General features: G+C 44.8%; 13 protein-coding genes. 8 read left to right on the forward strand and 5 right to left on the reverse strand.

Features of this window, described 5'->3' with window-relative positions; translation table 11 throughout:
* Window positions 1–443: 443 nt before the first annotated feature.
* From WB371_RS05535 to WB371_RS05545, 3 genes are read left to right on the forward strand one after another with little or no spacing between them, the layout of a single operon-like run.
* Window positions 444–1,121, forward strand: a complete 678-nt coding sequence (locus WB371_RS05535) for a dual OB domain-containing protein (RefSeq protein WP_336219102.1) — start codon at window positions 444–446, stop codon at window positions 1,119–1,121.
* A gap of 16 nt (window positions 1,122–1,137) precedes the next feature.
* Window positions 1,138–1,575 carry a DUF488 domain-containing protein gene (locus WB371_RS05540; protein ID WP_336219103.1) on the forward strand — a complete coding sequence of 146 codons (438 nt, stop codon included), beginning with the start codon at window positions 1,138–1,140 and terminating at the stop codon, window positions 1,573–1,575.
* Window positions 1,572–2,162 (forward strand): DUF4326 domain-containing protein, encoded by a 591-nt coding sequence (locus tag WB371_RS05545; RefSeq protein WP_336219104.1) that lies wholly within the window; start codon window positions 1,572–1,574, stop codon window positions 2,160–2,162. The genes WB371_RS05540 and WB371_RS05545 overlap by 4 nt, the downstream gene beginning before the upstream one ends.
* Window positions 2,163–2,247: 85 nt before the next feature.
* On the opposite strand, the gene WB371_RS05550 is transcribed toward WB371_RS05545, so the two are convergent.
* The 5 genes from WB371_RS05550 to WB371_RS05570 all read right to left on the reverse strand — a co-directional run bounded on the left by WB371_RS05550 (window position 2,248) and on the right by WB371_RS05570 (window position 8,390).
* Window positions 2,248–4,284, reverse strand: a complete 2,037-nt coding sequence (locus WB371_RS05550; protein ID WP_336219105.1) for a tetratricopeptide repeat protein — start codon at window positions 4,282–4,284, stop codon at window positions 2,248–2,250.
* 72 nt (window positions 4,285–4,356) lie between these two features.
* Entirely contained in the window at window positions 4,357–5,232 is an 876-nt protein-coding gene (locus WB371_RS05555; protein ID WP_336219106.1) for an integrase domain-containing protein, read from the reverse strand.
* 801 nt (window positions 5,233–6,033) lie between these two features.
* The gene (locus WB371_RS05560) at window positions 6,034–6,237 is read right to left on the reverse strand and encodes a hypothetical protein (RefSeq protein WP_336219107.1); all 204 of its coding nucleotides are present in this window, start codon (window positions 6,235–6,237) and stop codon (window positions 6,034–6,036) included.
* Window positions 6,238–6,249: 12 nt separating this feature from the next.
* Window positions 6,250–6,939 carry a hypothetical protein gene (locus WB371_RS05565; protein WP_336219108.1) on the reverse strand — a complete coding sequence of 230 codons (690 nt, stop codon included), beginning with the start codon at window positions 6,937–6,939 and terminating at the stop codon, window positions 6,250–6,252.
* 515 nt (window positions 6,940–7,454) lie between these two features.
* Window positions 7,455–8,390, reverse strand: coding sequence for a LysR family transcriptional regulator (locus tag WB371_RS05570; RefSeq protein WP_336219110.1), 936 nt, complete (start codon window positions 8,388–8,390; stop codon window positions 7,455–7,457).
* A 116-nt stretch (window positions 8,391–8,506) separates the two neighbouring features.
* On the opposite strand from WB371_RS05570, the gene WB371_RS05575 reads away from it, so the two are divergent.
* Genes WB371_RS05575 through WB371_RS05595 form a run of 5 tightly spaced genes read left to right on the forward strand, consistent with a single transcriptional unit; the run spans window position 8,507 to window position 13,214 of the window.
* Complete coding sequence (locus WB371_RS05575) at window positions 8,507–9,478, forward strand: transporter substrate-binding domain-containing protein (RefSeq protein ID WP_336219111.1); 972 nt, start codon at window positions 8,507–8,509, stop codon at window positions 9,476–9,478.
* Window positions 9,479–9,507: 29 nt separating this feature from the next.
* A complete protein-coding gene (hilA, locus tag WB371_RS05580) occupies window positions 9,508–10,398 on the forward strand; it encodes an L-isoleucine 3(1)-dioxygenase (RefSeq protein WP_125744385.1) in 891 nt (296 codons plus the stop codon).
* Between the two features lie 59 nt (window positions 10,399–10,457).
* Complete coding sequence (hilB, locus tag WB371_RS05585; RefSeq protein WP_336219112.1) at window positions 10,458–11,189, forward strand: 3(1)-hydroxy-L-isoleucine 4-dioxygenase HilB; 732 nt, start codon at window positions 10,458–10,460, stop codon at window positions 11,187–11,189.
* Window positions 11,189–11,911 (forward strand): SDR family oxidoreductase, encoded by a 723-nt coding sequence (locus WB371_RS05590; RefSeq protein WP_336219113.1) that lies wholly within the window; start codon window positions 11,189–11,191, stop codon window positions 11,909–11,911. Before hilB ends, WB371_RS05590 begins: the two co-directional genes overlap by 1 nt.
* 46 nt (window positions 11,912–11,957) lie before the next feature.
* Complete coding sequence (locus WB371_RS05595) at window positions 11,958–13,214, forward strand: ATP-grasp domain-containing protein (RefSeq protein WP_336219114.1); 1,257 nt, start codon at window positions 11,958–11,960, stop codon at window positions 13,212–13,214.
* Window positions 13,215–13,221: the final 7 nt, after the last annotated feature.

The following is a 13,221-nucleotide window of genomic DNA, read 5'->3' on the forward strand; positions in this document are numbered from 1 at the left end:
TGTCCTGCGACACTCCCCGCTAATATTAAGGCGAACGGTGCTGAGCACCGTTCTTAACCACCTCGCCAGAGCCTACCGAAGTATGGTGCTGGTTTATTAGCGCTGTTTTATGGGGATCCCTCAGCGCTAAAAGCGGGCTTCTTTAAATCTGGCTCCTCTGACTGGATGCTGACTTCAATCTATCTCGTTGAATTTTAAATAATTTAACTCTTAAGGTTGAAATGAGGCCCTCAATAAGGCCCCAAATGTTGTTGCTGCTATTAAATGTGATATTTGTCATATTTTGGATCAATATTCTTGCTGTAATAAAGCAGCTGATGCAGTGCCAATTTGTGGGCCTAAGAATTTCAAACGCAAATGTTATAACATAACATGCTGAATTGATTGACAATTTTTTTTGATGGATTTATAAGAAGATTCTGATTAAGGCAAAGGGAATCATCATGCCATCTATTACGTTCATAGTACTTGCAAAATCAATTAAACATAAAAAATTTTGCATAGCAGGAAAGCGTTTTGCAAACGGGAGCGTCGGCGAGTGGGTTCGTCCAGTAAATGCGACTGATTCAAGTAGTGATGCCTTAACTTATAATGATATTGAATATTCTAGTAAACAGCATCCTGAACTTTTTCACATAACCACTTTTAGTTATCTAAAAAAGATCTCCCATGAGATACAATGTGAAAACTATTCAATAGATACTTCATTCTATTGGGAGAAGTTAGGCTCATTTAGTAAGTCTAATATTGATGCACTTTTGGATAATCCGACAACTCTCTGGAATAATGGTTATTCATCATATAATGGTGATAATGACAGATTTCCTATAACTTTAGTTACGGGACCAATACAATCACTATATTTTGTTAAGGTACATAATCTTAAAATACGAGTAAAACGAGAAGGTATCGATTTTGGTAATGAATTGAAACGATTTAGAGGTTTTTTTACCTACAATAGCATTAATTATGGATTAATTATAACTGACCCTAACATTTACTCTGATTATGGGCAGTTAAAAGAAGACGTATATGATTTTGGTGATTGTTATATAACTTTGAGCACTGCTCCACATTCAGATGGGTATTGCTATAAGTTTATTGCTGCGGTCATTAAATAAATTATGGAGCTTAATTGTGAAAATTTTCTCAATTGGATTTACTGAAAAATCGGCAGAAAAATTCTTCAATTTGATAAAATCACAATCAATAAGAACACTGGTTGATGTGAGATTAAATAATGTATCCCAACTTGCTGGGTTTGCTAAGAAGAATGATCTTCAATATTTCCTCAAAGAAATATGCGCTGTTGACTACACTCATATTCCAGATTTAGCACCAACAAAAGAAATGTTAAATCCGTATAAAAAAGGAGATATTTCATGGGATGAATATGAAGATAAGTTTTTGAATTTAATGGCAAAAAGGAATGTTGAACGAATTGATAAATCCATGATTGAAGATGGTTGTCTCTTATGCAGTGAACATAAACCTCATCACTGTCATCGCCGTCTTGTGATAGAATATCTCAATAGCCATTGGGACACTGATTTTGAGGTTAAGCATTTGTTATGATGAAAGTACTGATAGTGTATCATCCTGACTTTGCATCAAGCGGAAAGTTTGAACGTAAACTTTCTCGGATTTTTTCTAATTCAAAGGATTATAAAATTCTGTATTTTGAAGATCAAAATAAACTAATAAGTAATTATTTTCAGCCTGAAATATTAATTAAAGTCAATGTGGATGCTATTGCAGAGCCTTTTTCCATTGATCCTACGCATGCAATAATTTTTGATTCAACGACGAAACCCGTATTCTCAAATATGTATGAAACCTTATCTAAAAAAATCCCAGTAAGATATATTGAGGATAAGATAACTTTTGTGTCTAATAAAGATAAGAATGAATATTTCAACACTTACATCGGCCGTGGGACCTTATGGGGGAACCCTTATGCAATAGGTCATGATGGCGATCGTGATGAAGTGATCAGAAAGTTCAAGTATGACTTTGAACGTGATTTTCTCAAAGGAGGGGCTGATTTTAAGGACAAACTAAAAACTCTTAGAGGTCATACGTTAGGATGTCATTGTAAGCCATATGCATGCCATGGTGATGTTCTGGCTCGTTACTTAAATGAAATTGATGATGGAGAGTAAGTGAACTCACTTACTCTCCATCATCAGCATATCAGAAACGATTTTTATTATTACCACATGCTTTTAAACTCTTTAATAATTAATTCTATTCTTTAAATACTTTATAAACCTCATTTGACCCAGTTAGTATGGGTTCAATTGAAAGAGTAAACCAATTGCTAATTTTATTTGATGTGTTAATATTTTTATCTAACAATGTTGCGTCATACCCAAGAATACCTGCTGCATATCCTATTTGTCTTGATATTTCTCTTAGTGTAATTTCAGGGATGGATGAAATTAAGTAAGTAATATTGTTGGCAATATCTTCTTTATTTTTAATTTTAACCGATTGATATTTTGAAAGTATACGAGAGACTGATTTTGATATGTTAATGCCAGACAAAAGATGTTTATCAAGAATATTTAAAAAATTCTTCTTGCTCAATTTGGTTTCTATTTTTGAATACAGATCAGAATATAAGATATCGAAATGAAACTGAATTTCATTGGCATAAGAGAGATTCAATTCATAAACGGAGAAGAGTTCGCTACATAGATTGCTATTTTTTCTATATATATGGCTTTTATCAATATATTTAATAAACATAAATATTGATTCGATATCGTGGTCAAGTATGCTATCTAGGCTGTATGGTAATCCATATTGTTCAAGACATGATTTTACAATTTTTTCAAAGTTTTTAGTGTCATTATTTTTTAGAAAAATTTCTGCTAGTACCTTTTTTGCCTCGATATCGTCGGGATGTTCTTCAAGTTGCTGAGTGAAACTTTGAATCGTTATTTCAGCTAACGTAGTGTCAGTTGACCAACTGCGGGCTAGAATCGATAGCTTGAGGCCAGTAAGATAAAAGTCGCCAGGGAAATATATGAGTCCATCTTGTATTGTAGATATAGCATCTAAAGTTTTATCTGCTTGGAAAAAAGACAGTGATTTTTGATAAAAAATAGAACTCATATCGAAACCTGTTTGGGTGGCGATATTCATTGCTTGATCATAAAGTTCTAATGCATCAAGAGGGGCTTTCTTAACATCACGGAGCATTCTTGCTTTAGTGAGAATGGCTTCAATTAGTTCTGGATTAATACTGAGAGCTTGATCAAGGCAGGAAAAAGCCTTTTTATTTTTACCTACTTCATAGTAACATTGTGCCAAGTTTTTCCATGCTCTCGCATCTTTTGGATTTATTTTTAAGGAATTATTGTATTCGTTAATTGCGTCTCTAAAATTACCGAGTGCTAAATCCATATTTGCATAGTTATAGTGATCTAACCAATCCCAGCATACACCATTTAAAGCTTCGTCATGCATTTTCTTAGCATCTTTAACAAGATTAAGATTTTTTTCTTTTATTCCTTTTTCACAAAAAATACACGCTTTAATTTTCAGTAGATGATTGTTCTTAAATCCTTTACTCTCAAATTTTAGGATAGTCATCAAAGCCTTATCATACTGATACATATAATAATAGCTTAGTGATAGTAAACTTATTTCACCTAATGTAGGTTCTTTTTTGTTCTTTAATTTACCCACTATAGAATCATAATCATTTTTCTTGAAGAAATTTAGTAATAAATCATAACTAATATCTTCAGTAATCAGATTCTCCAGCACCCCTTTTTCTAAAGAGTTTAATCCTAAATTAATTATTATCTCATTTTTGTTTTTTATGGTTAGGTATATTTCATCAATGTTCTTACTATCAAAGGTTTTATAGAAAGAATATTTGAAGCTTTTTGTCCCTGTCTTTGTACTTTGATTTATCTTCTCTAAAATTACGGAGTTCCACTCCCAATAGACAACATCCTCAGACTCGGAATAAATAATAAATATAGAACTCAGAGTATTTGATAGGTAGTTGATAGTTTTGATTGGGACAGAATATTTAAAGTATCCATCAGAATTAAGAAATTGATTTTTTTTACTCTTTAGTTGAACGTGACTTCTAATATTTGTAGCAAAACCATTTTCGATGATTTCAAGAATACAGTCAACACCATAATCTCCACCACTTTCTTTTCGTAAAATAAATTTTTCAGATGGGATTATTGATTCTATTTTTTTAAAACTATCGGTTTCTTGTTGATGTGTTGGATAAACTTGGGGTAGATTTCCCATCATAATTACCTAGTTAACAAAAATTCCCATAATTATTCTACTATTTGAAATGAAAGTAAAACTGATCATATGATACTACCAGCTGTATCCATACACCTGCGCTACATACCGCCCACGCCCGTCACCATGCCCCAGATCCATCGCCACCATTGCCAGAGCCTCTTTCCTGCTAAATCCCTGCGCCAGATAATGATGTATCGCATCATGCGCCCACGCATAACGCAGTGAATGCGGAGAATACGTACCAGTGAGGCCAATCCGTGCCGCCTGGTTATGCCAGTAATCCATCGCGCTTTTCAGATCGGGCTTGTCGATCAGCCGATTATTACGACTTTCTGCGATAGCTAACGCATTCTCCAGCGCTTTTTGGATTGCGCCAGTATCCAGGAGCACTGTTTCGCGGGGCCGTCCGCCTTTGGTGCCGAAAACCACGGTTAAGTGCGTATCGCCACGTTCAACGGCCTGTTTCCACGTTTTCAGTGATTGTGTGCTTTGCACTGCCTCCTGTGAGCGTAATCCCATCAGCCGAGACAGTTCCAGTGCTGCCGCCAGCCCCGGATCTTTCGCACGGGCCGTTTCCAGCACATAGCTGTAATGATCCTGTGTGATGGCCTGCCGCGTACCATTGCGCGATGCGCCAGAAAGCCCCAGAGATTTATTTGTCAGTCTCTCATGCTCTGCCACCTGCTTACGCCCGGCCTGTTGCAGTACGACGCGCAACGAGGCCATTTCATTCTGTAGCGTGCGTTTGCCGATCCCCTGCGCCAGTCTTTCATGAATGTAGTTTTCAATGTGGCGAACTTTGATCTGCGCCACACGCTGGATCTGAACATTCAGCGTCCGTAAATGGAGGTCGAACCGCTGTACGATATGAATGCGATCGTTCACCGTTTTATGGCTACCACCGCAATGCTTTGCCAGCGCCTTCATTTCACCGCCTAACTTGCCCATACACTTCTCCCCCGATTTTGGGAACACAAACGGTCTCCGGCGTATGCTTTTTGGCTGCGCCAGAACGATACCTTCACGCCGGAGTGGCAGCTTGTTGAGGTATAGGGAGTTTCAGCCAGTACTCGGTACGGACTGCCTGCCAGAGCAGGAATTCTCCGGGGCATCATGCCCCCCTCGGTATCGATCTTTTTCTCCTCTTTTTTGCTGACAGTGGCCCAAAAAGGACGTATCAGATTAGGGAATATGCGCAGAAGCCCTGAATACTGTGGCATGGCGCGGTGTGGTGGTTGTGCGTCACTTTGTCGCTTTGCGCGATGCAAAGTGACGCACCGGTTGAGGGCCGGACGCGAAAGATCGCGGATTCTGGCGCAGATTGACGGTCACGCGGCTGCAAAGCCTGACGGCAATGCAGGCCGCAGCCCGTAAGATAAAGGGGGCTGATCCTTAGCCGGACAGGGATTGACCTGGGAATTTCAGGTGTCGTGGAATGCTGACCAGCGAGCTGGCGCAGCGAAATGACGTATTGTCGGTAAAGTATGACCTCTGTCGCAGTGACCTGCGAGCCGGTGTTTGCGGAGGTATTCACCGGTAGGGGCTGCCATCCTGAGTTCCTCAGGCGCTTCTTTCAGGCCATGAAGCATGGGCGCTGTCAACGACAGCATTGTGCAATCCGGAGCTTACATCCGGTCGATGGACGTGAAAAGGGGAAACTCTTTTTTGATAAAAAAGAGTTTCCCCTTGACTGTGATTATTTTTTCTGAACGCAGATGGCCTCTTGAAAATCAGGAGGCCACAGTGAAATTACAGAGGGAGCTTGTCTTCCCGCATCCGGCGGTATTCAGCCGCTTCGAAGATATCGTGCAGACGATGTAGCTGTTCGGCCAGAATGAGCAACAGAACATAGTTTGGCCCGGCCTCATCAGGATTCTCCAGCATGACTTCGGTCAGTACACGGGCGCGGTCCACCAGTTCACGGGCATCGGGTTCAACAGGTTTCAGATTCATGATTTTCTCCTTTCACTGTACCCATTCACCGCCCCGAATACGGGCGATATCCAGCAGCAGTGACTTCATCGCCCGACTCACCGCGCACAGCGTATTGAGCAGCGGTTCATCAGCCTTCAGGGCATCGGGCCTGCGCAGCCATTCATCAAAGCGGACGTGTATCCGGGCGAATATTGTCGCCAGCCTGTCCATCTCCACACGCTCTACAGGCCGTTTTTGGTTGTGATTGCTAAAGACATCATCCGCAAGCTGGCGCAGATCGTCGATAACCGGAAACAGTCCGCCGGGAAGCTGTGGGTTGGCACTGTCAAAGCGGAACTCCGTCAGGCGCAGGGCAAAGCCGTAGAGTACCGATGCCAGCAACTGGCGCAGATGGTGAAGTTTTCCGGGGGTGTAATGGTTGCAGTCGGCCAGGGCCGTGACAGTGCGGGACTCTGCAAGGGCCAGGGTGCTGTGGATTTCCAGGGCAAGACGGAGTGGATATTGATCGGCGCGGGACAGAGGGCGGGAGGGAAAACGTTCGTTCCAGAGATCGGATTCACTGAGCCAGTGAAGGATGCTGTCGTGGTGCAGGACGCCTGCCGGAGTGGGGCCCCGGATATCCAGAAGCTGGATCAGTTCGTCGTTATCTTCACAGGGCTGGGGCATATAGCAGTGGCGATCGAGCTTTTTTCTGAGTTCAGAAAGCGGAATAACCATCATGATGGTGTTCTCCTGTCAGGAATAACAGGCCACCACTGGAGTTCCTACGCTCAGACTGGTGGTGGCCCAGGACAGGGGTAGGAATACCGGCCTAACAGGACACCGGCCAGCCCGAAGGCTGCCCTGCCTGAGCCACCATTGAACGTCGTGCACAGATATATACTGCGCACATCAACGGCAGTTCAGGGCGATAACGGTAAACCATTATCGCCTGTTAGTTTCGACGGGTTCCTACACCCGGCAGCCCCTTCGGGACTGCGCGGGTATTGTAGTCCATTGCGGCGTGACAGAAAAGCGGCGCCAGGCACAGGGCAGAGAATTTGTGGTGTGATCGTTTATCCGGACTATTTTGCCTTTTGGTTTTCAGGCCTTTTCGGGCAGGTCTGTTACCCTTAGCGCTTTTACCCTTAGCCCTTTATCTTTTGGCCTTTTCAGATTCTGGTGCAACAGACTTTAATTTCGTTATCTAGCAACAAAAAAATGATGAATAAAGGCTTTTTGTGACGTAACAACGATCAATCTGTATTACCGCCTGGTTCTCTGGTCGTTTTTAACCACGCCATAAAATCATCAATAAACACCCGCGTTTTCAAAGGCAATAAACGGCTGGGCAACGTAATGGCCCATGCGGTCGCTGGTATCGGATTCTCAATACGCCAGTCCGGTAGTACCCGTTTCAGTTGACCATTGTGCAGATAACGGGCGGCAATAAATGTGGGGATAAGAGCAATACCGACTCCCTGCAAAATCGCATCAATCATTGCATCGCTGTTATTGATCATCAGGCGCGGAGTAAGCAGCACGCTTTCCTGGTGGTCATGCAACCAGAAGCGCCATTCACCATGAAACCGGGGATCGCCGGGAAAGAAAATATTGTGCTGGCTCAGGTTAGCCAGAGTTTCAGGCAATTCCATGTCGTACCCTTGCGCGCAAACCAGAACATAATCGACGGGCATCAGCGCTCGCGCCACCATATTTACAGGGGGCGTCTCTGTCACACGTAATGCGAGATCGTAGGTTTCATGGGTCAGATTCACCAGCCTGTCGGTAAGATTCAGTTCTACATTAATTTCCGGGTAACAACGTAAAAAACCAGGAAGAAACGGCGTGAGCAGAATTTTCCCCAGCGTATTTGGCGCAGTAATACGCAGTAACCCTCTGGGTTTATCACTGTAGCTGTCTGCCCGGGAAAATAAAGCATTCGTGGTGGCGATCACGGTTAGTGCCTGTCCGTATATTTCCTGACCTGCTTCAGTAATCAATAACGCACGGGTGGTTCGGGTGAACAGGATCAAATTCAGGCGTTTCTCCAGCCTGTCGATCATCCTGCTGACCGAAGACGGAGACATTGAGAGCGCCCGGCCTGCGGCGGAAAAACTTCCTTTCTCAACCACCTGCACAAAAAGCGTCAGGCCAGACAGGACTTCGGTTAACTCATTTATGTTCTTCATGCATAGCTCTTTTGCTTTTCAACTGTCTAGTCAGTCCGGCACGGAACAGTATGATGTTTAACAGCGGAGTATGTGTCGTAAATCTTACCATCATAAACTATCTCCAGCGGTGATCTATGTCTGAAACATCTGTCGTTAGCCGTATTAAGCAGCATGATGTACTTAATGTCGGCGTGAGTCTGGGCTTTAAAGGGCTTTCGCTGTATGACTCTATTCATCAGCGCTGGGATGGATTCGATATCGACCTGGCGCGCGCGGTTGCCATTGCGGTTCTGGGTAACGATAACAAAATTAATTTTCTGCCTTTGCAGTCGGCGGATCGGTTTAAGGCATTGCACGACGGCGTCATTGACCTGGGAACATTTAATTCAAGCGTTACCTTTCGGCGTGAAGTTGAATTTGGTATCAGTTTTGTCCATCCGATGCTGTTTGATGGCGAAGTATTAATGACGTCGCGCAGCAATCTGACAGACGCTATACCAAAGGCGCAGTTCACTCGCCGCAGACGCATTGCCGCGATGCGTGGCTCTACCACAGAAGAGAATCTGATACGCTATTTTACCGCGCTGAATTTATCCTGTGAAATTATCCAGTTTGATTCTCCGCAGCAGGCTCGCCAGGCTTATCAACATGGTGAGTGTGACATTTACTGCCTGGACAGCTATCTTCTGGCTGGCGAGCATGTGCAACTGCCCGATAGTGAGCAGCATCTGATTCTGGATGATCGTATTTCACTTGAAGCTATGGCCCCGGCTGTCACCGCAGAGGATCCACAGTGGCGCACTGCCGTTTGCTGGATAATGCGTGCGTTAATTGAGGCAGAAAATCTGGGGCTGGACAGGCTGAACATCAATGAAAAAAGCCACAATCCTTCCGGCTATCTGCGAACTTTCCTCTGCCCGGATGAGCTGATCTGTCAGCGCCTTGGCCTGCTGCCGGATTTTATTCGCAACATCATTATCCATACCGGAAACTACGGTGATATTTTTGAACGTCATCTGGGTAAATATTCCTTATTAAAACAACCTCGCCGGGATAATAAACTCTGGGCCGATGGAGGCATGCTCTGGTCTCCTTTATTTATCTGAAATAATTACTCTACACACAGGGACATACTATGAATACATTATCAGCAGTAAAATCAGGGGAAAAACAAATAACTGGCTCATCGAAAACTAATTTTGGTTATCTGGAGTCAACAAACGGAGAGATCGACTTTTCCATTGTGAAAAACATTATTTGTAATGGGCACCATAATGGCAAGGTTCTCTATATTATTCGTAATTATGCCGATAAAAACGTCTGCCATGCTGTAGCGGATAAATTCAATCACATGGTCGCTGAAAATGGTGGCAATCGACCCGATGATGGCTATGTGCTGACTTATCAGGTTGGAGCCACCCAGTTCTCCCGTAATGGTGAACAGTACATACGCGAAGTTAACCGGGTCAATCAGGACGTCATCGGTCTGATGACTGTAACCGATGAACAAGGCATTGAATCTTTATTCCTTCACTCAACGCTGGAAACAGGATTTCTGGCGCAGAACGTTCACTTTGGCCCGGCGCGTTTTAAAAATGGCTATGCCTGTTTTGCCACGTTCCGTCGCTGGCTGGATAATGGTGCGATGTCCCTGATGCCGCATGAAGATATTGCACAGGTCTATTTTGCCAGGGAGGACGATTTCGAGATTGCCTGTACGCAGACTGTTACAGCCTATAACGTTTGTCTTGAGGCAGCCAAAGAGGGCGGGCAGTTACAAATCTGGAATATGATCCCGGATAACGAGAGTCGTGAGCGTCTTGGGGTCTCCCGTACTGGTTATCCTTACCCGCCAGATTTGCTGGGTAATATTGAATCGCTTTCAGTGCAGCTCAATGTCGGGGATATTTATTTTATGAATGCCTGCCATTTGCATGGCGTCAGCAGCATCAGTGATGGAAGCCGCCTGACTGCCGGGCGATTTATTGGTAAGTTAAATGATCGAAAAGTGGTTTACTGGACCTGATATTGTTTATCAACATATCTGATCATATTTAAATCTATTTAAACATGGATATATATATCATGGAATATGCACGGCATCTTTCCGAAAAAGGTTACGCATTTATTCCGGGGGAATACTATATCTCCCTCAGGAATAAAACGACCAATAATAAAATAGAGTATGATAAAGATCTGGCAGTATTTAAACAGGGTTTTGAACATTTGACCCTCGATCCTTATTCTCCGGGAAATCGCTGGCGAGGCTATGCGCAGTGTCGACGCGAAAATAACGGAGAATTACTGTTCGGTAAGTTTGTTCCCTATAAGCAAACAAAAGCATATAACCCGGATACTGGCGGTATTGTGCGTGACTATCCGTTGCTGCCTGAAAGTATCACCGGGAACAGACTGCTGCAAACCCTGCTGACGGATGACATTCGTCAGGTAGAAGCATACGGACATGCCGGATCACTGGATAATCTGACCATCGGTATTCATCTGTTTCGCTATCAGGCGACGATTGATGCTCCTGCCTTCAGCTCTCCGGTGTGGCTGCACAAGGATGATGAAGATATTGTTTTTATCCACCTCATTAACGCAACACCCAATATGCTTGGCGGCGACAATCTGATCGCCAGTAACGCTCACTGTATTGAACGGGTTCTTCGGCTTGAACAGCCTTTCGACACGCTGGTTGTTAATCATGACAAATATCATGCTGTCACGCCTGTCGGTGTGCGGGAAAACAGCGGTATGGCGCTGCGCGATATCGTTTTGATTACTTTCCAGCGTAATGACGAGGGCCCGGCCTGATGGATAAAGCATTTATTACGGGCGCGTCCAGCGGAATTGGTCGTGCGTTGACACGCGCCTTTCTGGACAAGGGCTATCAGGTTATCGGTATTGATCGTTCATCTTCTGTTTTTGATGGGGAACTGTCCTATCGGCATCACCAGTTAGATATTACGGATTCGTCCCGCCTCACAACTTTGTTTGAAGCCGCAGAATATAGCGAAACAAATAACATCCTGATTAACTGCGCAGGCACCCGCGAAATATGCAGTATTGCCAGCCTGACTCTGGCGCAATGGGAGCATGTATTTGCGCTTAACGTCACCGCCAGCTTTATTGCTGGCCGCACATTTTGCCAGCAACTGGTGAGTCAGCAACGCCCCGGCAACGTGGTCAATATGGCGTCAGTTTCTGGTCTGATGGGTGAACCTGACCGCACTGCCTATGTGGCATCCAAACATGCCGTTATCGGCCTGACGAAGCAACTGGCGCTGGAGTATGGCAAATACGGTATTCGCGTCAATGCCATTGCACCTGGCGTTATCCGCACACCGCTCACGGAATCCTATTATCACGATGCCGGACAGCTTGAAAAAATACGGCGCGGGCAGTTTTTACCTGTCCTGGGTGAGACTCAGGATGTCGTTGATGCGGCGCTTTATCTGACCTCATTACAAACACATTTTGTCACAGGCACCACGCTGGTTATTGACGGCGGCTGGACGCTGGGCAAAGACCTTTAACCTGATGGGATGCACTGGTATCCCCTCTGTTAGCCGGAGAATGTCGATGGAAAACCGTTATATCCTGGTGTTAGGCGGAGAGTTTGCACTGCGTGAACGTGTACTTGCAGGTGCGTTACGCGCCTCGGGAGGAATGCGTGTGCTGACGATGGCGAAAAACCGCATGACCCCCACAATCAAGTTTTTTGATGGCTACTTGCCCGGCGATGTGGCCGATGAGCAGGCCGTCCTGGACGCAGTAAAAGAATACGAGAAAAAAACAGGGGCCACACCTGTAGCCGCTATTCCGATGAACGACTTTACCGTGCGGGCCGCCAGCCTGTTGACGGAATATTATGGTCTGGCGGGAAACAGTCGGGAGACGATTCACCGCTGTCGCGACAAATTTGTCATGAAGCAATTGCTACATGATGCCGGGTTACCCGTACCGCGCTTTGCCGCATTCAGTACTCTGGAAGAGTTAAAGAACCACATCACCGATATTGGCCTGCCCGTCGTTATCAAACCCCGTGAAATGGCCGGGAGTCTGGGTGTACTGAAAATCACTCGTGAGGAAGATATTGAACGGGCTTTTTCCCGCAGTGTGGCCGATGTGATTTCCCTGAATGGCGAGTCACATGCGCCGGAGGATCTGTTTCAGGTGGAGGAGTATGTTCCGGCCTGGCAGGAAGTCAGCGTTGAGGTGATTAATCAGGATAACTATCACCGGGCCGTTGCCGTCACGGATAAATATCTCGGCGAGGAACCACATTTTGTCGAAGTCGGCCACAGTATGCCTTCAGTGCATTCGGGCAATGCGCAACTACGCGACATCGCCGAACGCGCCTGTCATGTTCTTGGGATCCGCTACGGAATGGCTCATTTTGAAGCCCGGATAACACCGAAGGGCGAAATAAAAATCATCGAAGTGGGCGCACGTACTGGCGGCGACGCCATTATGGATTTAATCGAACGTTGTTATGGCATAAACCCTTATGAACTGCATGTACGCAGCCATCTGAATGCACTAAAGCCGTTGCCAGCATCACTGACGTCAGAAGGGCTAAGCGCTGTGGCTTTTATCAAAGCGCCTGCGGGAGTGATTGAAAAGATCACGCTACCGGCCAGTCTGCCGGATTACATCGTTAACATGCAGATCACTGCAAAACCTCTGGATGTCTCGAAGCCGCTGGAATCGTGGAAGACCCGCGAAGGTTCAGTAGAGTTTTTCTGGGCAAATCGTGAGCCGGAAATGGGATTCCGCGAGCACTTGCAGGCTGCGGATGAATACGCCCGCTCGCTGTTTACCTTTCGTCATGCCTGATAGTGGA

The organism is Citrobacter amalonaticus, assembly GCF_037053465.1.
In the GTDB taxonomy this organism is placed as follows: domain Bacteria; phylum Pseudomonadota; class Gammaproteobacteria; order Enterobacterales; family Enterobacteriaceae; genus Citrobacter_A; species Citrobacter_A amalonaticus_H.

What these genes read in the sequence shown, in the direction of transcription:
- hilA (WP_125744385.1), top strand. Translation starts at nt 9,508, where the DNA reads ATGAATACATTATCAGCAGTAAAATCAGGGGAAAAACAAATAACTGGC.
- WB371_RS05590 (WP_336219113.1), top strand. Translation starts at nt 11,189, where the DNA reads ATGGATAAAGCATTTATTACGGGCGCGTCCAGCGGAATTGGTCGTGCG.
- WB371_RS05555 (WP_336219106.1), bottom strand. Translation starts at nt 5,232, where the DNA reads ATGGGCAAGTTAGGCGGTGAAATGAAGGCGCTGGCAAAGCATTGCGGT.
- WB371_RS05575 (WP_336219111.1), top strand. Translation starts at nt 8,507, where the DNA reads ATGTCTGAAACATCTGTCGTTAGCCGTATTAAGCAGCATGATGTACTT.
- hilB (WP_336219112.1), top strand. Translation starts at nt 10,458, where the DNA reads ATGGAATATGCACGGCATCTTTCCGAAAAAGGTTACGCATTTATTCCG.
- WB371_RS05535 (WP_336219102.1), top strand. Translation starts at nt 444, where the DNA reads ATGCCATCTATTACGTTCATAGTACTTGCAAAATCAATTAAACATAAA.
- WB371_RS05565 (WP_336219108.1), bottom strand. Translation starts at nt 6,939, where the DNA reads ATGATGGTTATTCCGCTTTCTGAACTCAGAAAAAAGCTCGATCGCCAC.
- WB371_RS05545 (WP_336219104.1), top strand. Translation starts at nt 1,572, where the DNA reads ATGATGAAAGTACTGATAGTGTATCATCCTGACTTTGCATCAAGCGGA.
- WB371_RS05595 (WP_336219114.1), top strand. Translation starts at nt 11,958, where the DNA reads ATGGAAAACCGTTATATCCTGGTGTTAGGCGGAGAGTTTGCACTGCGT.
- WB371_RS05560 (WP_336219107.1), bottom strand. Translation starts at nt 6,237, where the DNA reads ATGAATCTGAAACCTGTTGAACCCGATGCCCGTGAACTGGTGGACCGC.
- WB371_RS05570 (WP_336219110.1), bottom strand. Translation starts at nt 8,390, where the DNA reads ATGAAGAACATAAATGAGTTAACCGAAGTCCTGTCTGGCCTGACGCTT.
- WB371_RS05550 (WP_336219105.1), bottom strand. Translation starts at nt 4,284, where the DNA reads ATGATGGGAAATCTACCCCAAGTTTATCCAACACATCAACAAGAAACC.